Source organism: Sphingomonas sp., from assembly GCF_036269755.1.
Lineage (GTDB): Bacteria > Pseudomonadota > Alphaproteobacteria > Sphingomonadales > Sphingomonadaceae > Sphingomonas.
On sequence record NZ_DATBDV010000023.1, the window covers coordinates 18,038 to 44,094 of the forward strand.

Annotated in this window: 27 protein-coding genes and 1 tRNA gene; 16 read left to right on the forward strand and 12 right to left on the reverse strand. The window is 66.0% G+C overall.

Annotated elements, in window-relative coordinates; translation table 11 throughout:
- Position 1: 1 nt before the first annotated feature.
- From VH326_RS14815 to VH326_RS14835, 5 genes are all read right to left on the reverse strand, one after another.
- A complete protein-coding gene (locus tag VH326_RS14815; RefSeq protein WP_329632613.1) occupies positions 2-574 on the reverse strand; it encodes a flagellar basal body L-ring protein FlgH in 573 nt (190 codons plus the stop codon).
- Positions 571-1,065, reverse strand: coding sequence for a hypothetical protein (locus VH326_RS14820; RefSeq protein WP_329632614.1), 495 nt, complete (start codon positions 1,063-1,065; stop codon positions 571-573). The genes VH326_RS14815 and VH326_RS14820 overlap by 4 nt, the downstream gene beginning before the upstream one ends.
- Before the next feature lies 1 nt (position 1,066).
- On the reverse strand, positions 1,067-1,840 hold the full coding sequence (locus VH326_RS14825) for a flagellar hook-basal body protein (RefSeq protein ID WP_329632615.1): 774 nt from the start codon (positions 1,838-1,840) through the stop codon (positions 1,067-1,069).
- A complete protein-coding gene (locus VH326_RS14830) occupies positions 1,837-2,529 on the reverse strand; it encodes a flagellar hook basal-body protein (protein WP_329632616.1) in 693 nt (230 codons plus the stop codon). The genes VH326_RS14825 and VH326_RS14830 overlap by 4 nt, the downstream gene beginning before the upstream one ends.
- A gap of 403 nt (positions 2,530-2,932) precedes the next feature.
- A tRNA-Ser gene (locus tag VH326_RS14835) sits at positions 2,933-3,020 on the reverse strand.
- Positions 3,021-3,199: 179 nt separating this feature from the next.
- Between VH326_RS14835 and hspQ the strand changes: the two genes are divergently transcribed.
- Entirely contained in the window at positions 3,200-3,532 is a 333-nt protein-coding gene (gene hspQ, locus VH326_RS14840; RefSeq protein ID WP_422663734.1) for a heat shock protein HspQ, read from the forward strand.
- A gap of 232 nt (positions 3,533-3,764) precedes the next feature.
- Here the strand turns inward: hspQ and VH326_RS14845 are convergent, their stop codons facing one another.
- The gene (locus VH326_RS14845; RefSeq protein ID WP_329632618.1) at positions 3,765-6,374 is read right to left on the reverse strand and encodes a TonB-dependent receptor; all 2,610 of its coding nucleotides are present in this window, start codon (positions 6,372-6,374) and stop codon (positions 3,765-3,767) included.
- 274 nt (positions 6,375-6,648) lie between these two features.
- Between VH326_RS14845 and rplU the strand changes: the two genes are divergently transcribed.
- The 14 genes from rplU to lptG all read left to right on the forward strand — a co-directional run bounded on the left by rplU (position 6,649) and on the right by lptG (position 19,246).
- The gene (gene rplU / locus VH326_RS14850; protein WP_329632841.1) at positions 6,649-7,020 is read left to right on the forward strand and encodes a 50S ribosomal protein L21; all 372 of its coding nucleotides are present in this window, start codon (positions 6,649-6,651) and stop codon (positions 7,018-7,020) included.
- A gap of 24 nt (positions 7,021-7,044) precedes the next feature.
- Positions 7,045-7,311: a 50S ribosomal protein L27 gene (gene rpmA / locus VH326_RS14855; protein ID WP_329632619.1), complete on the forward strand. Its 267-nt coding sequence runs from the start codon at positions 7,045-7,047 to the stop codon at positions 7,309-7,311.
- A gap of 133 nt (positions 7,312-7,444) precedes the next feature.
- Positions 7,445-8,029 carry a GNAT family N-acetyltransferase gene (locus tag VH326_RS14860; protein WP_329632620.1) on the forward strand — a complete coding sequence of 195 codons (585 nt, stop codon included), beginning with the start codon at positions 7,445-7,447 and terminating at the stop codon, positions 8,027-8,029.
- 228 nt (positions 8,030-8,257) lie between these two features.
- The gene (locus tag VH326_RS14865) at positions 8,258-8,857 is read left to right on the forward strand and encodes a TetR/AcrR family transcriptional regulator (RefSeq protein WP_329632621.1); all 600 of its coding nucleotides are present in this window, start codon (positions 8,258-8,260) and stop codon (positions 8,855-8,857) included.
- Positions 8,857-9,231 (forward strand): hypothetical protein, encoded by a 375-nt coding sequence (locus VH326_RS14870; protein ID WP_329632622.1) that lies wholly within the window; start codon positions 8,857-8,859, stop codon positions 9,229-9,231. Before VH326_RS14865 ends, VH326_RS14870 begins: the two co-directional genes overlap by 1 nt.
- 44 nt (positions 9,232-9,275) lie before the next feature.
- A complete protein-coding gene (obgE, locus tag VH326_RS14875) occupies positions 9,276-10,325 on the forward strand; it encodes a GTPase ObgE (protein WP_329632623.1) in 1,050 nt (349 codons plus the stop codon).
- Between the two features lie 16 nt (positions 10,326-10,341).
- Positions 10,342-11,184 carry a hypothetical protein gene (locus VH326_RS14880; protein ID WP_329632624.1) on the forward strand — a complete coding sequence of 281 codons (843 nt, stop codon included), beginning with the start codon at positions 10,342-10,344 and terminating at the stop codon, positions 11,182-11,184.
- A gap of 52 nt (positions 11,185-11,236) precedes the next feature.
- A complete protein-coding gene (gene proB, locus VH326_RS14885) occupies positions 11,237-12,346 on the forward strand; it encodes a glutamate 5-kinase (RefSeq protein ID WP_329632625.1) in 1,110 nt (369 codons plus the stop codon).
- Positions 12,343-13,248, forward strand: a complete 906-nt coding sequence (locus VH326_RS14890) for an SDR family oxidoreductase (RefSeq protein ID WP_329632626.1) — start codon at positions 12,343-12,345, stop codon at positions 13,246-13,248. Before proB ends, VH326_RS14890 begins: the two co-directional genes overlap by 4 nt.
- 50 nt (positions 13,249-13,298) lie before the next feature.
- Positions 13,299-13,541, forward strand: coding sequence for an acyl carrier protein (locus VH326_RS14895; RefSeq protein ID WP_329632627.1), 243 nt, complete (start codon positions 13,299-13,301; stop codon positions 13,539-13,541).
- Between the two features lie 4 nt (positions 13,542-13,545).
- Positions 13,546-14,808 carry a serine palmitoyltransferase gene (spt, locus tag VH326_RS14900; protein ID WP_329632628.1) on the forward strand — a complete coding sequence of 421 codons (1,263 nt, stop codon included), beginning with the start codon at positions 13,546-13,548 and terminating at the stop codon, positions 14,806-14,808.
- A 49-nt stretch (positions 14,809-14,857) separates the two neighbouring features.
- Positions 14,858-16,810 carry an ATP-binding protein gene (locus VH326_RS14905; RefSeq protein WP_329632629.1) on the forward strand — a complete coding sequence of 651 codons (1,953 nt, stop codon included), beginning with the start codon at positions 14,858-14,860 and terminating at the stop codon, positions 16,808-16,810.
- 88 nt (positions 16,811-16,898) lie between these two features.
- Entirely contained in the window at positions 16,899-18,149 is a 1,251-nt protein-coding gene (gene lptF / locus VH326_RS14910; protein ID WP_329632630.1) for an LPS export ABC transporter permease LptF, read from the forward strand.
- On the forward strand, positions 18,146-19,246 hold the full coding sequence (gene lptG, locus VH326_RS14915; protein WP_329632631.1) for an LPS export ABC transporter permease LptG: 1,101 nt from the start codon (positions 18,146-18,148) through the stop codon (positions 19,244-19,246). Before lptF ends, lptG begins: the two co-directional genes overlap by 4 nt.
- Before the next feature lie 151 nt (positions 19,247-19,397).
- On the opposite strand, the gene VH326_RS14920 is transcribed toward lptG, so the two are convergent.
- The gene (locus VH326_RS14920) at positions 19,398-20,501 is read right to left on the reverse strand and encodes a fatty acid desaturase (RefSeq protein WP_329632632.1); all 1,104 of its coding nucleotides are present in this window, start codon (positions 20,499-20,501) and stop codon (positions 19,398-19,400) included.
- Positions 20,502-20,649: 148 nt separating this feature from the next.
- Between VH326_RS14920 and VH326_RS14925 the strand changes: the two genes are divergently transcribed.
- Positions 20,650-21,807, forward strand: a complete 1,158-nt coding sequence (locus tag VH326_RS14925) for an N-acetyltransferase (RefSeq protein WP_329632633.1) — start codon at positions 20,650-20,652, stop codon at positions 21,805-21,807.
- 31 nt (positions 21,808-21,838) lie between these two features.
- Here VH326_RS14925 and VH326_RS14930 read toward each other — a convergent pair whose 3' ends face one another.
- From VH326_RS14930 to VH326_RS14950, 5 genes are all read right to left on the reverse strand, one after another.
- Positions 21,839-22,630, reverse strand: coding sequence for a transporter (locus VH326_RS14930; protein WP_329632634.1), 792 nt, complete (start codon positions 22,628-22,630; stop codon positions 21,839-21,841).
- A complete protein-coding gene (xth, locus tag VH326_RS14935) occupies positions 22,627-23,397 on the reverse strand; it encodes an exodeoxyribonuclease III (protein ID WP_329632635.1) in 771 nt (256 codons plus the stop codon). The genes VH326_RS14930 and xth overlap by 4 nt, the downstream gene beginning before the upstream one ends.
- 110 nt (positions 23,398-23,507) lie before the next feature.
- Positions 23,508-23,846 (reverse strand): iron-sulfur cluster insertion protein ErpA, encoded by a 339-nt coding sequence (erpA, locus tag VH326_RS14940; RefSeq protein ID WP_329632636.1) that lies wholly within the window; start codon positions 23,844-23,846, stop codon positions 23,508-23,510.
- A 104-nt stretch (positions 23,847-23,950) separates the two neighbouring features.
- Complete coding sequence (locus VH326_RS14945) at positions 23,951-25,135, reverse strand: M23 family metallopeptidase (RefSeq protein WP_329632637.1); 1,185 nt, start codon at positions 25,133-25,135, stop codon at positions 23,951-23,953.
- 118 nt (positions 25,136-25,253) lie between these two features.
- The gene (locus VH326_RS14950; protein WP_329632638.1) at positions 25,254-26,045 is read right to left on the reverse strand and encodes a ferritin-like domain-containing protein; all 792 of its coding nucleotides are present in this window, start codon (positions 26,043-26,045) and stop codon (positions 25,254-25,256) included.
- Positions 26,046-26,057 lie beyond the last annotated feature (12 nt).

Consider the following 26,057-nt stretch of genomic DNA (forward strand, 5'->3'; position numbering starts at 1 on the left):
CTCAACCGAGCCCCAGAAAGCGGAATACCCGGGCGATCAGCCCCGGCTTGGCGCTACGCGCGACGAAGCCCTTGCCGTCATAGATGATCTTCGCATCCGCGACTCGGCTCGACAGGATCCGATTGTCGCCGGTAATGTCGTCGGCGCGGACTCGGCCCTCGATCCCGATCAGCGTGCTTTCGCCGTTGATCTTCATCGTCTGCTGCCCTGACACCAGCATGTCGCCGTTGGCCAGCACCCCGACGATCCGGACGGTGATCTGCGCGACCAACTTGTCGCTGCGCGAGACCCCGCCCCCGCCGGTATAGCCGCCGCCGATCTGAAGATTGCCGCTTTCGTTGAGCGAGCCGCCGGAAACCGATCCTCCGATCTTCGTGCTGCGGCTGGAGTCGCTCTTGGCGGTATTGCTCGATTCCGAATTCTCGTAGACCACCACGGTCAACAGGTCGCCCACCGCACTGGCGCGGCGATCGGCGCTCATCGCCGACCAATTGTTGCGCTTGTAAAGGTCGTCGGCGGCCGCCTGGAACGGCAGCATCGCCAGCGTGACCAAGACGAATGCTGCGCGCTTCATCGTGCGGTCTCCGAAAGCCGTGCCGAAAAGACATTGCCCGCCGTATCGCGAACGAACACGCGCCGGCCGACACGGCCCGGCTGCATCGCCGCGACCGGGCGCTCGACGGTCACCGGCCCGACTCGCACCGCGAACGTCATCGCCTCGCCCCGCGCAATCGCCGGCTTGGGCAGGTCGCTTGCGTTGCCAGGCGCACGGCGGGCTATCGGGGGCGCGCGAAACTCGATCGTCCCGGCGTTCGCGCCCGTCACCGTGAGGCCGGGGACCATGCGACGGACGATGGTGGCGATCATCCGGCGCGACAAGGTCAGGCGCACCGCCCCGGCGGGAATTCGCGCGATCTCGATCGCCCCCGCTGCGCCCAAGGCGTACCGCCCGGCAACGACGTCCCGCAGCCGGATCGCGCGCCCGGACACCGCGATCGACGCGCGATCGGTCAGCACGACCGGTGCTCCGCCGATTGCGGCGGCCATCACGGCAAGCGCGATCATCCTAGCGCCGCAATCCGTTGGCGATCGACATCAACTGATCGGCCGCCTGGACGATCTGGGCGTTTGCGGCGTAGGCGCGCTGTACCATCAACAGTTCGATCATCTCGCTCGACATGTCGACGTTGGAGCGCTCGATCGAGCCCTGAACGAGCGCGCCCGAGCCGTCCTCCCCCGCCACCGCGTCCTTCAATCGAGTCTCGTCGTCAGTGCGATAGAGCCCGCCATCGACCGCGCTCAGCCCGCTGGTATCGTCGGCGACGACCAGGCCTATCTTGCCGATTTCGACCGGATCGGCGTCGGTCGAGGTGGTAGCGCGGACCGTCCCGTCGGTGTCGATCGTCACCGCGGTGGCGTCCGCCGGCACGGTGATCGCCGCCTTCAGCGCCAAGCCGCTGTCCGCCGCCGCGAGCATGCCGTCGTCGCCGACCTTGAGCGTGCCGCCGCGCCACAACATGGTCTGCCCGTCGGCTCCCATCAGTTCGATGAAGCCGCGGCCGCGGATCGCAATATCCATCGCGTGCCCGGTCGACTGCAGTTCGCCCGCTTCGTCGAGCGCGGGTGCGGCCGAGGCCATCACGCCGGCCGCGGCAAGCGCGTCGTCGGGGCTGCTGACCGGCGCATCGGGGTCGTTGCGCGCAGCAAGCATGGCGGAGAAGCGCACATCGGTTCGCTTGAACGCAGGCGTATTCACGTTGGCGATGTTGTTGGAGACGATATCGAGCGCACGTTCCTGCGCGCGCAGCCCGACCGCGCCGACGTAGAAGGCGCCGTTCATCGCCCGACCTGCCCGAACGTGCCGATCGCCTTGCCCATCAGATCGTCATAGACTTGCACCAGGCGCGCGCCGGTTTCGGCGCCGCGCAGCGCCGACATCATCGAAGTCATTTCGTCTCCCAGCGATACGTTCGAGGATTCGGTCGCGCCCTGACGCAGCGACGGCGTCGAAAGCGGTTCTGCGGCGTCCCCGGCGATCGAGAACAATGAGCCATCGATCGGCGTCGCATCTTCAGGCACCGCCGTGCCGAACACGGCGATACGGCCGGCGGGCTTGTCGCCGTCGGTCACCGTGCCGTCCGCGTCGATTTTGACTGCTGCGCTGTCGAGCACGAGGTCGCCCCCGCCGGCTTGCTGCAGCACATAACCCTGCGGGGTCACGACCTTGCCCTCGGGATCGAGCGTGAAATTGCCCTGGCGCGAATAGACCATCCGGTCGCCCGCGCGCAGCTCGAAGAACCCCGGCCCGCCGATCGCCAGATCGAGCGGGCGTCCGGTCTCGACCAGTTTACCGGCGGCAAGGTCGACCCGCACGCGCGCCAGGGTGGCGCCGAACCCGTCCGCGTCGCCTGCGCGCAATTGCCGTTTGAACCCCGGCGTCGACGCGTTGGCGACGTTGACCGCGGCGCGATCGACTCGCGCTGACGATCCCCGCATTACTGCGGTCGCTGAATCAATAAGTCCCGACATAGGCCCCCTTTACTGTCCCGTAATGGGGCATATCCGAGTCGAGTCGGTCAATCCCCCAATGAGAAAGAATTTGACATATTTATTTAGTGTTGGCCGAAAGCCACTGTTCGCTACGAACATACCGCCGAGCGGAACTCAATTGGCGAATGAAGGACAAAAAGTCCGAATCGGACTGGAACTTCGCCTTGTGCGTGGCTTTGTGCGTGGCTTTGTGCGTGCCGAGCACTACGGCTTTTGCGGCATTCAATAATATACGGGTCGATCCCGGGTAGATTGGAGCACTGGTCTGTTGCGCTAGTCAGTCGCAGCCGTAATGATCCGCTCCGCTCGAACGCTGAAGCTGGTGCCAGGCGACGAAGCCATCACCCGCGCCTGGTCCCGTTACATCAGAGCTGAACGGCCATGGCGGAGAGGGTGGGATTCGAACCCACGGTACCTTGCGGCACAACGGTTTTCGAGACCGTCCCAATCGACCACTCTGGCACCTCTCCGCGTCGGCAGGTCCTCACCGAACGCACGCCGAAAGGCGCGGGGGCGGGTCGAAGGCGGCGCCCTAACGCACGACTTCGCCACGTGCAAGCGCCACGCTTGTGCGATGCGGCAGAAACCCTACATTGCCGACATGTCGCGTACCGAATCCCGCGAATTGCAGTCCGAAGCCGGCGCGCCGATGCCGCCGGTCGCCACCGCGCGCTTCGCGATCGGCGAAGTCGTACGCCACCGCATGTTCGACTTTCGCGGGGTGATCTTCGACGTCGACCCGGTCTTCGCCAACAGCGAGGAATGGTACCAGTCGATCCCCGAGGCGGTGCGCCCGGCGAAGGACCAGCCTTTCTATCACTTGCTCGCCGAGAACGACGAATCGAGCTGCGTCGCCTATGTCAGCCAGCAGAATCTGCTCCACGACGATAGCGACGAACCGGTCGATCATCCGGCGATCGACGGCCTGTTCAGCGGCTTGGTCGATGGGCGCTACAACCTGCGCAGAGAGCACCGGCACTAGGTGCGGGCGGGCGGCGATTTGCGACAGCAAATCGCGGACTCGCCACGGCGGGCAGCGGGCGGGCGTAGCTCGTCCCGTCTGACGGCGTGGCGGTAGTACGGCCAAGGAAAAGAGGGCCGCAGCCCCCTCCCTGTTTCATCGCGTCACACCGTCAGACGAAGTCGCTTGCGCGACCTCGCAGCCCGCCGTGGCGAGTCTTCGGATTGCTCACGCAATCCGAAGCCGCCCGCTGCTAGAAGTTGAACGCGACCCTTCCGTACAGGAACCGCCCGTTGAACCCGAACGGCGACAGCTGCGAGTATGGGATGAAGTAGCTGTTCGGCGTGAACCCGGCAGCACCGGTCGCGCCGCCGGTGGGCAAGCGGTCGGGATAGACGTCGAACACGTTGTCCGCGCCGACCGCCAGCGTGACGGCGTCGATCGGGTGGACGCGCAGCTCGACGTCGGTGACCCATTTGGGCGTCATCTCGAAATCGCCGGCCACCGTCCCGAGCGGCGCGGTCAGCGATCCGTTCGCGGCTGTCCAGACGGTGCCGTAGCGGTTGGTCCGAACGGTCGCGCCAACCTTGCCGAGATCCCAATCGACCGAAAGGTTGAGCTTGGTGCGCGGCTGGCCATCGGTCAGGCGATACGATTCCTGGCGGCCATACAGGATGATCCCCGGCAGCGACGGCAGGTTGGCGCGCCGGATGATCTTGGTCTCGTTGTAATTGTACCCCGCGGTCAGCACGAACTTGCCCGCGCCGAAATCGGGCACGCGATAGGTCGTGACGATATCGAGCCCCTGCGTGCGCGTGTCGGCGCCGTTGACGAAGAATCGCGCCGACGTGACGTTGGTGATCCCCGCGGCGCCCAGCAAGCTGACCACTGCCGCACCGGTCAGATTCTCGGTCAGCACGACGCGGTCCTTGATGCGGATATTGTAATAGTCCGCGGTGAAGCTGAACCCGCTGAATGGCGTGAGCGCGATCCCGCCCGCAAGGTTGAGCGCCTTTTCGGGCTTGAGCTGCTTGCCGCCGAGCGCGACCGCGACCGGGCTGGTCGCGGGGAAGGTGCCGACCTCGATCAGCTGCGCGACGCCGCCGACGACCGTGCTGTTGGTCGACGTGGTCGCGAAATATTGCTGCGCGAGGCTCGGTGCGCGGAAGCCGGTCGAGACCGAGCCGCGGACCGCAATCCCCTTGATCGGCTCGAACCGCGCCGCGAGCTTGCCGTTCAAGGTGCTGCCGAAGTCGCTGAAATGCTCATAACGGCCGGCGGCCTGGAGCGTGAACGCCTTCGAGATGTCGGCATCGACTTCGGCGTAACCGGCATAGCTGTCGCGGCTGATGTCGATCGCATTGTTGGGCCGGAAGCCCGGGAACACCTGCGCGCCGCCGGCCGCGCCGTTCGCGCTGAACGGACCGTTGATGTAGCTGTCGACGCTGCCGGGGCGGATCTTGAAATTCTCGTTGCGCCACTCGGCGCCGAACGCGACGCCGAGGCTCGACAACCCGGTGCCTTCGATCTTGCGGCTGACGTCGAGGTTGGCGGTGGTCTGGCCGAAAGAAATCCCGCCGGCATCGAACCGCTGCGGCGAGGCCGCCCCGCCGATCGAGGTGTTGAAGCTGTCGATCGTTTGGTAATCGAGCTGGTTCGAACCATAGACCACCGACAGGTCGGTGTTCCATCCGCCGACCGCACCCTTGATCCCGACCGCGCCCGACACGTCCTCGATCTGGCTCTGGATCTTGGGCAGGAAGCCGTCGGCATAATAGGGCACGAACACCGTGGTCGACGCCGAGAAGTCGCGATTGCGCACGTCGTTCGAGCGGCGATAGAAGCCAGCGCCAATGCCGTCGCGAATGCCGTAGCTGCCGAACGTGTAGAGCTGGAACACCGGCCCGAGATCGATCCCGGCGTTGATGAACAGGTTGTAGTCGATCGCCTTGCCGTCGCCATAACCGTGGGTGAAGCGATCGATCGTCAGCTCGCGCGGATCGCCGACGGTGAAATATTGCCGCCGCGGGTCGGGACCCGAGCGGTTGGTGGGATCGCGGTCGCGGAACTGCGCCGACAGCGTCAGATAGCCGCCCGGCCCGACCGGCAAGCCGACCCGCGCGGCGAGCGTCAGCGTATCGCCGTCGTGGCGCTGGCGCTCCTTGCCGTTGTTGAGCTGGAGGACATCGGCTTGGGCATTGCTGCCCGCCGTCAGAACCGTCGGCAGTCCGCCGGCGCCGGTGGCGACGCCGGTCACGTCGAACACGCCGTCCATCGTCGTGTCGTATTTGCCGAACGTCACCGACCCGCTGACTCCGACTTTCTTCGACAGCTCGATGTCGATCACGCCCGCGATCGCGTCAGAGCCGTATTGCGACGACGCACCGTCGCGCAGCACTTCGATCCGGTCGATCGCGATCGGCGGGATTTCATTCAGATCCACTGCGCTCGATCCGCGGCCGACCGAGCCGTTGAGGTTGAGCAACGCGGCCTGGTGGCGGCGCTTGCCGTTGACCAGCACTAGCGTCTGATCGGGGGCGAGGCCGCGCAGCGTGGCGGGGCGCAGCGAATCGGTGCCGTCGGTCAGCGACGGCTGCGGGAAGTTGAACGACGGGACGAGCTGGTTGAGCACCTTGTTGGTTTCGGTGAAGCCCGAATTGGCGAGCTGGTCGCCGCCGATGATGTCGATCGGCACTGGCGAATCGGCGACGGTGCGCCCCGGAATGCGCGACCCGGTGATGACGATGTCCGAGCCCTGGTCGGCGGTCGCTTGCGGCCCGGCCGGCGTTTCCTGCGCAAGGGCGGGCGTCGCCAGCGCGATTGCGGACACGGTGAACAGCGATGAGATGATGGCGCGATGCATGACCGATTCCCCATATGACTAACATCAAGGCGGATCGGGCCCTCTCTTCCCTCAACCGCTGCACGCACCCTTATGCCGTCACTCAAATGTAACAATAAAGTTATGCTGCACCCGCTCATTACGCACATTTGGTGTGGCGGACGGGCAACACGGCTAAGAAGGCTTCGCAGGCCCCCTGGCGGTTGACACCGCGCTGCCCTTCGCTTAGGCGGCCGGTCTTTCCCGGGCGGGCTGTCGCTTGCCGGGGCCCGTTTATTTGGAAGTGATGAAAGCCATGTTCGCAGTCGTGCGCACGGGCGGCAAGCAGTATCGCGTCGCCGCCGGAGACAAGATCGTCGTCGAGAAGATCGACGGCGAAGCCGGGTCGTCGGTGACCTTGGGCGACGTGCTGCTCGCGGGCGAAGGCTCGGAACTCAAGAGCGTCGATGGCCTAACGGTAGCTGCCGAGATCATCGCGCAGGCGAAGGCCGACAAGGTCGTTGTGTTCAAGAAGCGCCGCCGGCACAATTATCGCCGCAAGAACGGCCACCGCCAGAACCACACGATCCTGAAGATCGTGGCGATCGGCGCGGCCGAGAAGAAGGCGCCCAAGAAGGCCGCCGCCAAGAAGGCCGAGGGCGACGCCCCCGCAGCCGCCCAGGCCTAAGTTCGAGACGAGGAAGAGTTAGAGATGGCACATAAGAAAGCAGGCGGTTCGTCGCGCAACGGTCGCGATTCGGCCGGCCGCCGCCTCGGCGTCAAGAAGTTCGGCGGGCAGGAAGCCATCGCCGGCAACATCCTCGTGCGTCAGCGCGGGACCAAATTCTATCCGGGCCGTAACGTGGGCATGGGCAAGGACCATACCCTGTTCGCGCTCGTCGACGGCCGAGTCGTGTTCCACGACGGCAAGCTTGGCCGAAAGTTCTGTTCGGTCGACATGCCGATTGCGGCCGAATAACATCGGGTGACCAACCGGGTCGCCCACCAGGGCGATCCGGGGTTTCAAGCGAAATCCAAAACAAGGGAGACGGGTCGCCCCGGCTCCCTTTTTTCTTGCTCCCTTTCCAACCCACGTTGGCGAACGAGTCACAATGGCGTGGCACGGGCGCCCGCAACTGGCGGAGAGTGAGATGTTCGCGCGGACCAAGAGACTGACGTTGCGCCCCCACTGGCCGGAGGACGCGCAAGCAATCACGCAAGCGATCGCGCACGAAAGAGTCGTGACCAGGCTGTCGCGCGTGCCGTGGCCGTACACCCAGGCGGACGCCGCCGGTTGGCTCGCGCGCCCGCGCGCCGAGGGTGACATCTCGCTCTCGATCCTCGCGCATGAAGGCGCGACGCCGCGGCTGGTCGGCGGGATCGGGCTGCATCCGGCCGAGGATCTGGGCGGGCACGAGATCGGATACTGGCTGACGCCGGACGCCTGGGGCCGCGGCTATGCGACTGAGGCGGGGCACGCGATGCTTGGGATCGCACGCTGGGCGATCGGGCTGAAGCGCCTGAACGCACGGCATTTCCTCGACAATCCCGACTCGGCGAAGGTGCTCGGCAAGCTCGGTTTCCGCCCCGTCGGACGCGGCAAGCAATTCTGCCTGGCGCGCGGCACCGACGTCGAGTGCGCGACGCTCGAACTCACGTTCGAGGGGGAACCGAGCCGAATGCCGATCGCGGCATAAACCCCTCTCCCCTTGCGGGAGAGGGATACGAAGACTTGGCAGCTTGCTGCCTAGTCGAAGTTGGGAGAGGGGTAAGCGAATGCGTAGCAATCGCGCGGCGCCGAAGCGCCGCACCCCTCTCCAAGCTGCGCTAGCGAGCAAGCTCGCAAGCTTCGCTATCCTCTCCCGCAAGGGGAGAGGCGTTGGCGAATCCTTGCCAATCCCCCCCAAACCGCCGACACACGCGCCATGTCGGTTACCCCCCTCCCCGTCCGCCGCCGCCTATCGCCCGAGGAATCGCGCGAGGCAGCGCTCGATGCGGCGCGCGACGTGCTGGTCGAGCTTGGCCCGCAGGCGGTGACATTGAAGGCGGTCGCGGCGCGGATCGGGCGCACCCACGCCAATCTGCTCCACCATTTCGGCTCGGCCGCGGGGCTGCAGCACGCGCTGATCGAGCGGATGGCGGAGTTCATCACGACCACGATCAAGGACACCGTCCTCCGCCAGCGCGCGGGCGAGCACAACCCGCGAGAGGTCGTCGATCTCGCGTTCGACGCATTCGACACCGGGGGCGCCGGAGCGCTTGCCAGCTGGATGATCCTGTCGGGCAACGAGGATGCGCTCGACCCGATCCTGAAGGCGATCCACGACTTGGTCGACGAACTGCGCGACGATCACCACGATGAATTACCGATCGAGGACGAAACGCTGCAACTGGTCATCATGGCGCTCGGCGATGCGCTGTTCGGCGCGCCGCTGACGCGCGTGCTCGGGTTGCCGCGCGAGCGCGCGCGAGAACTGGCGTATCAGGCGTTGGTTGCGGGCGGCGGCCCCGAAGCGCAGTCATAATGCTGACGGCGATCCTCCTGTCGGCGGCGGCGCCGGGCATCACGGCCTGCCCGCCGCCCTCCAACTGGAGCGACCGAGTTCCCGAAGCGGGCCTGTTACACAATACGCTTCGTTTCGAGCGAGGACGCATCACTTGGAACCACGTGCCGGTCGATGAGGAGCATGTGCAGCTCTACCTGTTCGCAACGACAAGGCTCGATCCGCAACCGCGGCTGGTAATCGATACCGCTTCGATGGACTGCGCAACGCTCAGCCGGATCGTGGCGATGGTCGAACGCGCGAACGTGCTGTGCGCAAACGGCATGTGCGTGGCGGCAGACCTGACCGGTTTCGAACCGCCCCCTCCGCCAGCCCCGCCAGCGCCTCGCCGCTAACCCCGGTGTCGCTTTAGCCGTGCTAAACCGCTAAGCGCCGCGCCATGCATTTTTTGGATCAGGCGAAAATCTTCGTTCGCTCGGGCGCCGGCGGCCCCGGCGCGGTGTCGTTCCGTCGTGAAAAATTCGTCGAATATGGCGGCCCCGACGGCGGCAACGGCGGCAAGGGCGGGGATATCATCTTCGAGGCGGTCGCCGGGCTCAATACGCTGATCGACTTTCGCTACACGCAGCATTTCCGCGCGCCGCGCGGGATGGGCGGATCGGGCAGCAACCGCACCGGCGCAGGCGGCGACGATCTCGTCATCAAGGTGCCGGTGGGCACGCAGATCCTGGCGGACGACGAGGACCGCACGTTGCTGCTCGACCTGACCAAGGGCGGCGAGCGCGTGACGTTCCTGCGCGGCGGCGACGGCGGGCGCGGCAATGCCAGCTACAAGACCTCGACCAACCGCGCCCCGCGCCAGCACGGCACCGGCTGGCCGCACGAAGAAGCCTGGGTCTGGCTACGGCTCAAGCTGCTCGCCGACGCCGGGCTGGTCGGACTGCCCAATGCCGGCAAGTCGACCTTCATCAACCAGGTCACCAACGCGCAGGCCAAGGTCGGCGAGTACGCCTTCACCACCACGCGCCCGCAATTGGGGGTCGTCCGCCATCACCAGCGCGAATTCGTCGTCGCCGACATCCCCGGCCTGATCGCCGGCGCGGCGGAAGGCGCCGGCATCGGCGACCGCTTCCTCGGCCATATCGAGCGCTGCCGCGTGCTGCTCCACCTGGTCGACGCCAACGACGAGGACGTCGCCGAAAGCTATCGCATCGTCCGCGACGAACTCGCCGCGTACGGCGCGGGGCTCGACGAAAAGCCGGTGGTCGTCGCGCTGAACAAGATCGACACGCTCGACGACGAACTGATCGCCGCCCTCTCCGCCGAACTGGAAGAGGCGAGCGGCGCCGAGGTCATCCCGATTTCGGGCGCGAGCGGCGTCGGGGTCGATTGGGCGCTCGACAGATTGCTCGACGCGATCGGCCCGGCACAGGGCGCGGTGGCGGCCGATGACCAAGGCGAGGACGCGATCGAATGGTCGCCGGTGTGATCAGCCGCATCAGACTATGCAGATTATAGGCACATCGAGATTGGGCGCTAACCGGCAGTGCGAGGCATGTGGCGCCGGCGGGCTGATTTCCTTCGACTGGGCCTACGCTCGCGAGCATGCCGAAATCGGGATCGAGCGCAATATCGACGCCTTTGTCGAATGGATGCCGCTTCGGCGCGGCAGCCTATATCGTTGCAAAGTCTGCAACGAACCTTGGCACCTGGACGACTCGGCCCAGCTGATGACTTATGTCCTACCGGAACGGTTGCCGTTGATTTTGCGGTGGAACGAGGCGGCAATTACCTTGCCTTCCGAAATCGCCGCGAGTCTGGATGCTATTCGCCCGACGCCGCCCGATCTTTATGGAAATGGTCGCGGGCAACGAGTCACGCCGTGCTCGGTCGAGACAACAACGGGCGAGACGATTGAAATCGCGGCAATTTGTGTCCAGCGCGGCGCGCCGGTCGAGCATTGGTTCGATTATAGGCTGGCGAGCGAGGTCAAACGCGTATCGCCGAGCAAGTTTGCTCTGGCATACAGGGTTCGTGAAGCAAGCAGTCGCGCCGAAGAAATGCGGATGGGCTTCTCGCCGTCGCTCATCGAAATGCCCGATGGAAGGCGTTTTGTGATGAACGGCCGGACCGACTTCATGCAGCACGAGGCCTATAATGCGGCCGATGCCCGCCCAATCACTGGTGACTATTTCAACGAGACCCCCTCGCCGGATTTCGTATCGACCAATAAGAACCCGGCCTATTTCGTTGCAGATGGCGACCCCGAATGGGTCGAGCGTGAAATACCTACACGCCGACAAGCTTCGGGAAAACCAACCGGCCTGTTTCGGAGACTGTTCGGCTGAGGTTGGCGATCCGCATTGGCGTGTTCTCGTTGCCACGCTAACGGACGACGCCATGCAACTGTTCTCTCCTCCTTCGAACGTGCGTGTCGTCGTCAAGGTCGGCTCGTCGCTGTTGGTGACGCCCGAGGGCGAGGTGCGGCGCGAGTGGCTGGGGAGTTTGGCCGGCGACATCGCCATCGCGGCGAAGGCCGGGCAGCAGATCGCGGTCGTGTCGTCGGGGGCGATCGCGCTGGGCGCCCGGCGGTTGAAGCTCGCAAGGGGCGGCCGCGCCAGCCTGGAGGACGCGCAGGCGGCCGCGGCGACAGGACAGATCGCGCTGAGCCAGGTCTGGGCCCAATGCCTCGCCGCCGAGGGGCTGATCGCGGCGCAGATGCTGGTGACGCTCGACGATCTCGAGGACCGGCGGCGCTATCTCAACGCCGCGGCGACCCTGGGGCGGCTGCTCGGCCTCGGCGTGGTGCCGGTGATCAACGAAAACGACAGCGTCGCGACCGAGGAAATTCGATTCGGGGATAACGACCGGCTCGCCGCGCGCGTAGCGCAGGCGGCTGGCGCGCAAGGCGTGCTGCTGTTGTCCGATGTGGATGGGCTTTACGACCGCGATCCTGCGCAACCCGGCGCGACCCTGGTCGAGCAGGTTCCCCGCATCGACCATGCGATCGAGGCGATGGCGGGCGGATCGTCGTCCGGCATGGGATCGGGCGGGATGATCTCCAAGGTGCAAGCCGCGAAGATCGCGACGCGCGCGGGAATCTTGCTCGCCGTTGCCAACGGGCGAGTCGATCATCCGCTCGCGCGCTACGCCGAAAGCGGGCGCGGCACCCTGTTCGCCGCCGAACGGTCGGCGTCGGCGCGGCAGGCGTGGCTCGGCGGGAGGCTGAGCGTGCGCGGGACGATTCACGTCGATGCCGGCGCGGTGGCCGCCCTGGCGCAGGGCAAGAGCCTGTTGCCCGCGGGGGCGGTGCGGATCGAGGGGCGGTTCGCGCGCGGGGATCGGGTGGCGATTGCCGGGCCCGAGGGCGTGGTCGCCAACGGCCTGGCCGAATATGACGCTACCGACGCTGCACGCCTGACGGGGAAACGCAGCGACGAAGCGGCCGCGATCCTGGGCTACGCCCCGCGCGCCGCGCTGGTGCATCGCAATCACATGGTGATGGCATGACCGTCATCGCACTGACCGGCGGAACCGGGTTCGTCGGCAGCCATGTGATCGATCGGATGCTCGCGACGGGGTACCAACTGCGTGCGCTCGCGCGTCGGCCGCAGCCCGAACGTGAAGGGGTGACCTGGATTGCCGGGGCGCTTGACGACACCGCAACCCTCGCCACGCTGGTCGCGGGTGCCGATGCCGTGCTTCACGTCGCCGGGGTGATAAACGCGCCCGACCGCGCGGGGTTCGCTGCGGGCAATATCGAGGGCACGCGCAACGTCATCGCCGCGGCGCAAGTGGCGGGCGTGCGGCGCTTCATCCAGGTCTCGTCGCTCGCGGCGCGCGAGCCGGGACTGTCCGACTATGGCTGGTCGAAGGCGGAGGCCGACAAGCTCTTGATGGCCTCGGACCTCGACTGGACGATCGTCCGCCCGCCCGCGATCTTCGGACCGCGCGACCAGGAAATGCTCGAACTGTTCCGCTTCGCCAAATGGCACGCGGTGCCGCTGCCGCCGGCCGGCGGACGAGCATCGGTGATCGCGGTCGAAGACCTGGCGCGGCTGTTGGTGATGCTCCCGGTCAGCAACGCGCTCACCCGGACGATCGTCGAGCCCGACGATGGTCATCCCGACGGCTGGGACCATCGCGACCTTGCCCGCGCGATCGGCGCGGCGATGGGCAAGCGCGTGCTGCCGCTTCCGCTTCCCCGGGTCGTGCTTCGCGTCATGTCCAGCCTCGACCGCCTGTTTCGCGGCAAGAAGGCCAAGCTCACCGCCGACCGGGTCCGCTATTTCTGCCACCGCGATTGGGCCAGCCATGCCCGGCCGCCCAGCGACATCTGGGCCCCGCAGGCCGACACGCCTGCCGCGCTCGCCGCCACCGCGGCATGGTATCGCGCCCAAGGCTTGCTATAAAGCCGCCGCAATTGGCTGGCACCGCCCGCGGCAACAATGGGGAACTGCAAATGACCGACCGCGCAGACATTTTCGACAAGGTCACCGGCCTGATCCAGCCGTTCAACAAGAAGGGCGTCGCGCTGTCCGATGCGACGACGTTTCAGCACGACCTCGAATGGGATTCGCTGACGGTGATGGATTTCGTCGCGGCGATCGAGGACGAGTTCGACATCATCATCACGATGAACATGCAGGCCGAGATCGAGACCGTCGGCCAACTGGTCGATGCGGTGCAGAAGCTGAAGGCGTAAGCGCATGACCGACGCCGATATGACCAGCGACAGGCTTTCGACCGACCCCGCGGCGGTGGCGCCCGAATCCGACCTGATGTCGAAGTTCGACGGACTGATCGCCGAGCGCCAGGCACTGATCGATACCGGCGTGACCGATCCGTTCGCGATCGTGATGGAGCAGGTCAAATCGCCGACCGAAGCGGTCATCAAGGGCAAGGACACGATCCTGCTCGGCACCTACAATTACATGGGGATGACGTTCGACCCCGACGTCATCCAGGCGGGCAAGGACGCGCTCGACCAGTTCGGCTCGGGCACCAATGGCAGCCGAATGCTCAACGGCACCTTCCGCGACCATATCGAGGTCGAGGACGCCTTGCGCGATTTCTACGGGACCACCGGCGCGATCGTCTTCTCGACCGGCTACATGGCCAATCTCGGGATGATCTCGACGCTCGCCGGCAAGGGCGAGTACGTCATCCTCGACGCCGACAGCCACGCCTCGATCTATGACGGCTGCAAGCAGGGCTATGCCGAGATCGTCCGGTTCCGCCACAACAGCGTTGAGGACTTGGACAAGCGCCTCGGCCGCTTGCCCAAGGAAGCGGGCAAGCTGGTCGTACTTGAGGGCGTCTATTCGATGCTCGGGGACATCGCGCCGCTCAAGGAGATGGTCGCGGCGGCCAAGAAGCACAAGGCGATGGTGCTCAGCGACGAGGCGCACTCGATGGGGTTCTATGGCCCCAACGGCCGCGGCGTGTACGAAGCACAGGGCTGCGAAGGCGATGTCGACTTCATCGTCGGCACCTTCTCCAAATCGGTCGGCACCGTCGGCGGGTTCTGCGTATCGAACCACCCCAAGTTCGAGGCGATCCGCCTCGCCTGCCGGCCGTACATCTTCACCGCCAGCCTGCCGCCCTCGGTCGTCGCGACCGCGGCGATGTCGATCCGCAAGCTCAAGCACGCGCACAACAAGCGCGCGCACTTGTGGGAGAATGCGAAGAAGCTGCACGGGGGGCTGGTCAAGCTCGGCTTCAGGCTCGGCACCGAGAACCCCGACAGCGCGATCATCGCGGTGATCCTGAACGATCAGGAGCAGGCCGTCGCGATGTGGCAGGCGCTGCTCGACAGCGGACTCTACGTCAACATGGCGCGCCCACCCGCGACCCCGGCGGGCACGTTCCTGCTGCGCTGCTCGCTGTGCGCCGAGCACACGACCGAGCAAATCGATCGGGTGCTGGGGATGTTCGAAGCGGCAGGACGAATCACAAACGCGATCAGTTGAGGGAACGCTCCGGCTTCCCTCGATTCGTCCGGTTCGCTACACTGTTGCGATGGGCGGGAGCGACGCCGAACCACGGCTCGTCGACAAGGCGCGCGCAATCTGGCGGGGACTGACCCTGGCGGCAATGGCGCTGCTCGGCGCGGCGATCCTGGTCGCGCTGGTCATCGTCCAGTCGAACGCCAACGATCAGCGAGACCGCGCGCTCCAGCTTCAGCGCCACAGCTACGACGTGATGATCCTGACCCGCACGCTGTCGGGGACAATCGCGCGCGCCGAGGCGGCGCTGGGCCGCTACGTGATCAGCGGCGATCAAGGCAATGGCCGCGATTTCGCCGATCAATGGGACCAGGCCCGCGACCAGATCGACCGGCTGGCTTCGATCACCGACGACAATCACGCGCAACAGGCGCCGATCGATCGGCTGCGCGCGGCGTATCAGGCGCGTAGCGCGGAATTGTCGGTGACCGCGCTCAGCACCGCCTATCGCAAGGACCGCCAGGCCTATGCGCGCTATTACGAAGCCGGCAAATCCGCCTCGTTGCGCGAGATCGACCGCCAGCTCGAAGCGATCATCGCGACCGAGCACGCCTTGCTCGACGCGCGCACCGCGGCGGCAAAAGCGTCGGTCGACCGGTCGACCGCGATCCAGCGCGTGCTGACGGTGTTCGGCGTGCTGATCGTGTTCTGCGCGATCGTGCTGGGCTTCTTCACCATCGCCGCGATCAAGGAACGCGCGGCAGCGCAGGTCGAGGCCGACAGCGAGCGCGAACGTGCCGCCGTGCTCGAGGAAGCGGTCGAAGCGGCGACGCGCGCGCTCGGCCAGCAGGAGGCCAAGCTCCGACAGGTCCAGAAGATGGAAGCCGTCGGCCAGCTGACCGGCGGCATCGCGCACGATTTCAACAATATGCTTGCGGTCGTGCTCGGCGGGCTCGAACTCGCGCGGCGCGGGCTGGACAGTGATCCGGCGAGCGTTGCCAAGCACCTCGACAACGCCACCGAGGGCGCCAATCGCGCCGCTGCGCTCACTCGGCGGCTGCTCGCTTTCTCGCGCGAGGAAGCGCTCAACCCCGAACCGATCAAGCCGGTCGATGCGATCGCTGGCATGTCCGATCTGCTCGACCGCACGCTGGGCGACGCGATCACCGTCGAGCGCGTCGACGACGGGTCGGGCTGGCGGATCTGGGCCGACCGCCACGAGCTCGAGAACACGATCCTCAACCTCGCAGTCAACGCCCGCGACGCGATGGACGGGCGCGGACGGCTGTCGATCCGCACCAGCGCGGTGACGCTGACTCCCGGCCAGATCGGGCATTGCCTCGGCGGCGACCATGTTGCGGTGGCGGTGGCCGACACCGGTTGCGGGATGGCGCCCGAATTGCTCGACCGCGTGTTCGAGCCGTTCTTCACGACCAAGCCCGTGGGCCAGGGCACCGGGCTCGGGCTCAGCCAGATATTTGCGTTCGCTCGCCAGTCGGGCGGTGAGATCGCGATCGAATCCACGCCGGGCGAAGGCACTGTCGTCACGCTCTATCTGCCGCGCCACAATGCGACGAGCGCCATTGCGACCCAGACGAACGCCGCCGCGCCCGCGAGCGCGCCGATCCACGCAATAACGGGCCTCGGCATCCTGGTGGTGGAGGACGATCCGCGCGTGCTGACCGCGACGGTGGGCGCGCTCGAGGAGCTCGGCCACCATGTCGTCCCCTGCCCCGATCCACTCGACGCGCCGCGGATCGTCGACGACCTCGGCCCGTTCGATCTGATCGTCTCCGATGTACTGATGCCCGGCCAGACCGGCCCCGAAATGGTCGCGGGGCTGCTCGACCGCTACCCCCACCTCGCGGTGCTGTTCGTCACCGGTTATGCCGGCGACGGATCGGCGGCGGATTTCGGCGGGCGCCCGGTGCTGCGCAAGCCGTTCACGATCGCCGGGCTCGAACGCGCGATCGTCGATGCGGTGCAGGTCGATCGCCCGCTGACCGATCAGATCGCCGCCGAATAGCCGAGCCGCAACGCGTCACCGCGACCAGCCGCCGCATAACCGCCTTTGATGTTGACAATGCGCGGGCTTTCTCGTCAGCCGCCAGATGATGCTGTCGATCGACCGTTACATGGCGCGGGCAATAGCGGTGCCGCTGTTCGCCAACCTGGTGATCGCATCGATGCTGCTCGTGCTCGACCGCATTCGCTTGCTGTTCGATTTCGTCGCGAGCGAGGGCGGGCCGGTCAGCGTGATCTGGCGGATGCTGGCCAATCTGCTGCCCGAATATCTCGGTCTCGGCATTCCGATCGGGCTGTTGCTGGGGTGCCTGCTGACCTTCCGGCGCTTCGCGATTTCGTCGGAACTCGACGTGCTGCGTGCGGTCGGGGTCAGTTATCACCGCTTGCTGCTGGTGCCGTATATCTATGCGGTCGTCCTCGCGATCTTGAACCTGGCGATCGTCGGCTACGTCCAGCCCAAGTCGCGCTACGCCTACGAAAATCTGCGCTACGAGTTGCGCACCGGGGCGCTGGGCGCGTCGATCAAGGTCGGGGAATTCACCACCTTTCCCAACAACGGCCCGACCGTGCGCATCGAGCAGAGCAAGGACGAAGGCCGCGAGCTGAGCGGTATCTTCCTCCAGCAGACCGACAGGAAGGGAAACACGCTCGCGGTTACCGCGGAGCGCGGCAAGTTCTACGGCACCCCCAATCCCGACGAGATCATCTTTCAGCTGACCAAGGGCACGCTGGTGCGCACCGAGGTCGGGGTTCCCGTCCCACGCGTGCTGCGCTTCGATCTGTGGAACGTGCCGATCCCGCTGCCCAAATACGAGCAGTTCCGCGCGCGTGGCGGCAAGAACCTCGAGCGCACGTTGCCCGAACTCGCCGCGCTCGGACGACCGACCAACAATGACGAGGAATTGCGCGATACCAGCCGCGCGGCGTTCCATTTCCGGCTGACCGAGGTCGCGGCGATGTTCCTGCTGCCGATGCTCGCGCTCGCGCTCGGCGTGCCGCCCAAAAGATCGACCTCGGCGCTGGGCGTATTCCTCGCGATCGTGATCATCGTGACCTATTTCAAGGTCAACGAATACGGCCAGTCAGTCGGTGGGCTCGGCAAGATCGATCCATTCCTGGCGCTGTGGGTTCCGTTCGCGATCTTCGCGGCGTTGGTGGGGTGGATGTATTACACGATCGCCTTCGTGCCCGGCGGCCAGCCGATCGGCGCGCTCGAGCGCGTGTTCGCCAAGATATCGAAGGCGGTGCGCCGCCGATTGCCCGGTCGACGGCTCACCACACCCAACGACGATGACGACATCGACGAAGCCACGCCCCCCGCGATCGGAGCGCCGGCATGATTGCGATGCAATTCTTCCCGTCGCGGACGGTGTCCTTCTACATGGCGAAGACGTTCATCGTGCGCACCTTCGCGGTGCTCGCGGCGCTCGTCCTCGTGCTCCAGTTCCTCGATGCGCTGAGTGAATCGGGCACGATCCTCGCGCACCCCGGCAACGGTCAGGCCGAGGTCTGGCGCTATATCAGCATGCGCACGCCGCAGATCATTTCGCGGTTCCTGCCCTATTCGGTGCTGCTCGGCGCGATCATCACCTATTCGACGCTCAACCAGAATTCGGAGGTCATCGCGCTCAAGGCGAGCGGCCTGTCGGCGCACCAGATCCTGGCGCCGATGATCGTCGCCGCGTTCGGCGTCGCAGCGCTCAGCTTCGCGTTCGACGATCGCATCGTCAGCCGCGCGACGGCAACGCTCGATGCCTGGAAAAAGGTCGATTACGCGCAAGTTCCGGTCGACCATGGCGACCGCGGCAACGTCTGGACCAAGGCAGGCGAAGACCTGATCCACGTAACGAGCGTCAAAAAGGGCGCCGATGCCCCGACGCTGGTTGGCGTCACCTTCTACGACCGTGACGCGGCCGGCCGGCTGATCTCGACGATCACCGCCGACCATGGGCAACGCGACGGCAAGGGCTGGCGCATCTGGCCGGCGCGCAAGTTCGACGTGGCGACCGGGCAGCTCAGCAACATGGGATCGGTGGTTGTCGCCGACGGAGTTCGCCCCGATCAGTTCACGCTCGCCAACGTCGATGCCGAGGGGCTGTCGTTCCTCGAGCTAAAATCCACCGTTAGCGCGCTCAAGGCGGCCGGGCGCCAGACTAAGTCCTACGAGGGCGAGCTATGGCATAAATTGTCGAGCCCGTTATCGGCGGTATTGATGCCGCTGCTCGGCGCGGTCGCGGCGTTCGGTCTCGCGCGGTCGGGCAAATTGTTCATCCGCGCGGTGATCGGCATGGCGCTCGGCTTCACCTATTTCGTCGTCGACAATTTCGCGCTGGCGATGGGCAATCTCGGCGCCTACCCGCCGTTCCTCGCCGCCTGGGCGCCGTTCCTGCTGTTCCTGATGATCGGCGAAGCGGTGCTGATCCGGACCGAGGAATAGCGCCGCCAAGATTTAGCCGCGCTAAATCGAGATAAGCGGCGCGCCGGCCGGCGGCGCTACAGCGCCGACCGACGGCATGAGCTTTGCTCATTCGGCCATCGTAACGTTTATAAAAGCGCCCCGGATCGGCCGCTGATCGGGAACCCAATTTTCAGCGACGCGTGACGGTGCTTCTGGCGAGCCGCGCGGCCAGCACCGGCAACCCCTTGTAATTGCCCTTGTGATACACCGACTCCGCGTCGAGCGCGGCGGTGATGCGGCGATGCGCGGTGCCGAGCGCGTGGTACGGCAGGCCTGGCAGCAAGTGATGCAGCGCATGATAGCGCAAGCCCACCGGCGCCCACAGCATCGGCAGCAACGCAGGCGGCGGCACGTTGACCGAGTCGAGATATTGCGCGGTGACGCTCATCGCCTCACCCTCATTCTCCCACAGATGCGCGACCAGCGTGCGGACCTGATTGGTCACCGCCAGCCCCGAGGTCACCGCAAGGAAGATCAGGAACGCCTTGAGCGGGATAACGCCCGTCGCGGTCAGGGCGATCAACGCGATCGCATAGATGCTCGCGCCCGCTTCGAGCCGGTGCCACAGCGCGCGCGCTGGTCCCTCGGGCGGGCGACGGCGGAACGACGGGTTGATCTGCAGCCCCGAATAGCGCGCGACGACGACTCGACGCAGCGACGGGATCACCGCCGATAGCGGAGTCAGGATCGCGTAGCGGACGAGCAGCGCGACCGGCGCCAGCGCCGATATCAGGATGAATACCGGCAGCGTCCACCACTTCATCAGCGCGAGCGGAAGGTATTCGGGATCTTCCGCGGTGCCGTAGCGCGTGCGCGCGTGGTGGAGGTTGTGGACGCCTTCGTACATGAAGCTCGGCGTCAGCAGCGGAATGCCGACGATCAGGTTCCAGCCGAGCCGAAAGCCCGGCACCGCGGCATGCTTGATGTGCGTGAGCTCGTGGATGAAGCTTTCGGCGCGATAGAGCGCGAGCGCGGCCACCACGCCCGCAACGATCGTCCAGCCCATTGACGGCGCCAGAATCGCCGCGGCCAGCGCACCATAACCCAGTACCGCGGAGGCGAGCATGTCGCTCCAATAGATCGCCGGCCGCGGCACGTTGAGATCGCGCGTCAGGTCGGCCGCGGCCTTGAGCATCGCCTTGTCGTCATCGACCGGCCGCCGCTTGGGCGCAGCCGTAGCGGCGCCGGCAGCCGGACGGTCGAAGGTCGCAACGGTTTCCATGGGTTGGGCCATTGCCGGGATATAGTGGCGATACGGTGGCAAACCAAACAACGGTGGAGCTGGGCGGTCGTTCGGTCGGAAATGCGGAACCCGCGCGTTCGGGATTGTCGAACCCGCAGCCCTCCCCTACCCAGCGGCGACTTAGCTCAGCGAGGTGACGATGCCCGGCCCAGTGACCATCCGACCGATCGAGACGAAGGGCGCCGACCTCAAGAAATTCGTCGATCTGCCGTTCCGGCTCTACAAGGACGACCCGAACTGGGTGCCGCCGCTCAAGGGCGACGCGACCAAGAAGCTGATCCCGGGCAAGAACGGCTGGCTGAGCCACGCCAAGCAGCAATTGTACCTCGCCGAGCGAGATGGCCGTGTCGTCGGGCGGATTTCCGCGCATATCGACACGCTCGCGCTCGAAATGCCCGCCGATCAGGGGTTCGGTCCCGGCACCGGGCAGTTCGGCTATTTCGACGCCGAGGACGCGGACACCGCCAAGTCGCTGATCGCCGCCGCCGAAGGCTGGCTCAAGGACCAGGGCACCAACCGCGTGCTCGGCCCGATCAGCGCGTCGATCTGGGAGGAGCCCGGGCTGCTGATCCAGGGCTTCGATCATCCGCCGACGATCATGATGGGGCACAACAAGCCCGAATATCAGGCCTGGATCGAGGGCGCCGGGTACAAGCCTGTCAAGCAGGTCAAGACCTACGACCTCGACGTTACCAAGGATTTCCCGCCGCTGATCCAGCGCATTGTCCAGATGGGCGAGCGCAACGAGCGCATACGCATCCGCGAAGTCGACAAGTCCAAGTTCGACGAGGAAGCGGCGATCATCCTCTACATTCTCAACGACGCCTGGTCGGACAATTGGGGGTTCGTGCCGTTCACCCAGCCCGAGATCGACGACATCGGCGTGATGCTGAAACCCATCGTCTATAACGACCTGATCCGCATCGCCGAATATGACGGCAAGCCGGTGGCGTTCATGATCACGCTCCCCGACCTCAACGAAGCGATCAAGCCGCTCAACGGCAATTTGCTGCCGTTCGGTTGGGCCAAGTTGTTGCTTTGGCTGCGCAAACCCAAGGTCAAGACGATGCGGGTGCCCCTGATGGGCGTGGTCAAGGAGTTGCAGGCATCGCGGCTCGCCAGCCAGCTCGCCTTCATGATGATCGAATATATCCGCCGCGCGGCGATCACCCGCTACGGAGCCCAGCGCGGCGAGATCGGCTGGGTGCTCGACGACAATCAGGGCATGAACGCGATCGCCGACGCGATCGAAGCCCAAGTCAACAAGGTGTACCAGATCTACGAAAAGGCGATCTGAGCTTCACTCCCGTCCCGCTTGCCGGGGGGAGTTAGAATCGCCTCGACACGCCCGCGTACAGTTCCACGTCAGGCGCATCCTTCGTCAGCCCCGCGACACCGCCCACATCCAACTGCAAATCCTTGCTGGCCATGTAAGCGAGCGACGCCGAGGCGAGACCCTGGGTCGACTTCCCCGAGGGATCGTCGTCGCGGATCGCCTGGCCCTCCACCGTCAGCGTCAGCCTGTCGTTGAGCGCAAAGCCGACCCCAACCACGGTGCTCGCCGCGAAATGGCGGCCGTGGCCGTCCTGATCGACCGCGACGTCGACTTCGGGGGTCACTGCGAGATTTACCTTGTCGGACAGGTCGTAAGTGATCGGCACCACCAGCCCCGCGCCCCAATCGCCGGCACCGATGGGCGTGCGGCCGACCGGGAGCGTCACGAACGGTTGCGCCGCGATCGAAAAGCCCTTGCCGTCGGGATGCGCGAAATTGGCCTTTAGCCCCAGCGTCACGTCGCCGGTGCGCGTCACGCGATCGATCGTGCTGCCGGTGCGGTCGCGGACGAATCCGGCCGGGGTCCAGCCGATCTGCGCCTCTACGCTGTCGCTGAGCCCGATACGCAGCTGGGTATCTCCGATCAGCACCGTGTCGGTGCGCTCGCCGGGTTGCTTGTCGAGCGACCAATCCGCCAGCGATGTCTCGACCGACACCCGACCTGGCGAGATCGTGCAGGCGGGCGTCCCGAGGCCCGGACGCGCCGGGCAGTAATCGCGATCCTGATCGTCGGCCCAGGCCGGACTGGCGACGATCAGCCCGGCGAGGACCAGCGCGCGCCTCAACGCAAGCGTATCCAGGTCGGCGCGTGGTCGCTTGCTTTCTCGCGCCCGCGATATTGCTTGTCGACTCCCGCGTCGAGCAACCGGTCGGCGGCGAGCGGCGACAGCAGCAGATGGTCGATGCGGAACCCGGCGTCGCGTTGCCATGCCCCCGCCTGATAATCCCAGAATGTCCAGATCCCGCCTTTGGGATATCGCGTGCGCAGCGCGTCGGTCCAGCCTTGCGCGAGCAAGGCGCGATAGCGCTCGCGGCTTTCGGGCTGCATCAGCGCGTCATGCTGCATCGCGCGGACCGAAAAGGTGTCGTCGTCGTTCGGAATGACGTTGTAGTCGCCCGCCAGCACCACCGGCAGTTCCTCGGCGAGCAGATCGCGCGCGTGATCGGCTAGGCGATCCATCCACTTAAGCTTGTAGTCGAACTTCGGCCCCGGCTGCGGGTTGCCGTTGGGCAGGTAGATCGTGCCGATCACCACGCCGTCGACCTCGCATTCGAGATAGCGGCTATGCTCGTCGTCGGGATCGCCGGCCAAGCCGCGATGGCGCTCGACCGGGTCCTGCCCCTTGGCGAGCACCGCGACGCCGTTGAACCCTTTTTGGCCGTGCCACACTGCGCCATAGCCGGCGGCGCGGATCGTATCGATCGGGAAGCCTTCGTCGGCGGACTTGATCTCCTGGAGACACACCACGTCGGGCTGCACCTCGGCCAGATATTCGACCAACCGTTCGATTCGCGCCTTGATGCCGTTGACGTTGTAGGTGACGATTTTCACGCGGAGTCCCTGTCTATCGCGGTGCCGGCCCGCTCCCCCACCCGGCCTCCCATAGAATATCCTGATTGGGGAGGCCGGGTGGGGTAGCGGGCCGGCACCGTCATCAAGCGCTAAACCGAGAAACTGGTGCCGCACCCGCAGCCCGACGCCGCGTTGGGGTTGTCGACGGTGAAATGCGCGCCGCCGAGATTGTCGACGAAATCGACCGCGCAGCCGCGCACGAGGTCGAGGCTCATATCGTCGACCACCAGCCGGACGCCATCGGTCTCGGCGATCGTGTCGCCCGGCTCGGACGCCTCGGCAAGGCCGAACTTGTATTGGAACCCCGAACAGCCGCCGCCTTCGACCGACAGCCGCAGCATCGCCGGCTTGTGCTGGCGCTCGGCGATCCACGCCACGCGCTTCGCGGCGGCGGGGGTCAGCGTGATATCGGCAGCGATCGTGGCCATGCCGCGGAGATAGGCGCGCGTAGCCCGTGGGGCAATGCGCCAAAGAAAAGGGCCGCCCGAGTTACCCCCGGCGCGGCCCATCCTCTCCCCAAAAGGCGTCAAAATCAGTCGGCGCTGTCGTCCGAGGTCTCGGTGCTGACCGGGACGGTGTTGAGCTGCGGGCTCTTGAGCGCGGTCAGATAATCGGCGGTGGTCAGGAACGGCATCGGGTTGACCGCGCGGCCGTCGATACGGACCTCGTAATGGAGGTGCGGGCCGGTCGAGCGGCCGGTCGAGCCCGACAAAGCGATCAGCTGGCCGCGCTTCACATGCTGGCCGGCGGTGACGAGGATCTTCGAGAGATGCCCGAAGCGAGTCTGGATGCCGCGGCCGTGATCGATCTCGACCATGTTGCCGTAACCGCCCGACCGCTCGGCCTTGTCGATCATGCCGTCCGCGGTCGCATAGACCGGGGTCCCGGTCTTGCACTGGATGTCGACGCCCGGATGGAACGCCGCGGTGCCGCGGAATGGGTCGCTACGGATGCCGAAATTGCTGGTGAAGCTCATGTTGGCGATCGGCTGAACCGACGGGATCGAGATCAGCCCGTCCTCGAGCGTGTCGAGCTTCTTCCAGGTCTGGAACAGCGCGCGGAATTGCGCGTCGGCGGCCATGTCGGCGGCGGCTTCGGCGCTGTCGGCGGCAATCAGCGGCCCGCCCATTGCGGCCGGCTTGGACTGAAAACGGGCGGGGTCGATCCCGAGCGAGCGAGCGCGCTCGGCAACGGCGAGATAGCGCTTTTCGGTGGTAATCCGCGCCTTGATCGCGAGCCCGACCTGCGCGGTTTCAACGCGGGCGAGCGGCGCGACGACGTCGGCGGCGAGCGCGGCGGCCTTGGCGTCGATCGGCTGGTACGCGACCGGCTGGACATTGCCCTGGCCGTTAAGCGCGGCGGCGATCATCGCCTGGCGCGCCTCGACTCGCTTGGCGCGGACGTCGGCGACGTATTTGATCTGCTGGATCTTCGCCTGCATGTCGGCGACTTCGGCCTGCATCTTGGTGACCTTGGCCTGCGGCGACAGCGGCGCTTCAGTCAGCCCGGTCAGTGCGATCGCGCTCGCGCCGGCCTGCGCCACACCATAGGCCGAAAACACCAACGTCACCGCACCGGCGGCGGCGAGAGCGGCCTGGGTTCGCCCGGCGATCGAGAAACGCCGCAGATCGCGGCCATCGTGGAAGATGAAATCGCGAGTCTTGAAATGTTGGCCCAACCGCGCGAGCGCGCCGCGCAAACCTGAAATGTTGATCATCTGTCCCCGGTGGCCCTGGCGACGATCACCGCACGTCACGGCGATCTGATTGCATGAACGTCCGGACCCAGCCCCTCCGCGCCCGGTTATGGGAACCTTCCCTGCCCGACTGTCGTTTTCATGCAATAGACGCGTAGAAATCGCGGGTCAGACCGGCAGCTTCGCGCGCCGAGTCGTTGAATGGCGGCTTCAGCACGCCCCGAAAGTGGCGAGTGACGAGTGCCTGCCAGTGTGATTCGGGCGTCAGATTCAAGTCGTTGCACGCACTTTCAAACCATTTGGTGCCATATGCGACGTGGCGGATTTCGTCGCGGAAGATGCGGTCGAGGATGCGCGCGGTCGCGGTGTCGCCGGCAGCTGCAAAGCGCTCGATCGTCGCGGGCGTGACGTCGAGTCCGCGCGCTTCGAGCACCATCGGCACCACCGCCAGCCGCGCCAGCGGATCGTGCGCGGTGGCTTCCGCCGACTCCCACAGGCCAGCATGCGCGGGGAGCGCACCGTAACGGCTGCCGAGGCTGCGCAAGCGGCGGTCGAGCAGCGCGAAGTGCATGGCTTCATCGGCGCCGACCGCGAACCAATCGTCGACGAAGCTGCGTGGAAAGCGGTCGCCGAACCGCCCCGCCATATCGAACGCCAGGTCGATCGCCACGAACTCGATATGTGCGAGCGCGTGGATCAGCGCGATCCGCCCGCGCTCCGACCCGCCCTTGCCGCGCCGGGGCATGCGGTTGGGCGGGAGCAATTCGGGCTCGGCCGGACGCGCCGGGCGATCGGGCATCGCGAAATCGAAAGCGTGCGCGAACTTGCCGCTCCGCCAGTCGCGCACGACCTGCCGCGCGCGCTTGACCTTGGTCGCGGGGTCGGCGGTGAGCAGGACCGAGCGGACCGCTTGGGCGATGGTGACCGTCATCATGCCCTCATC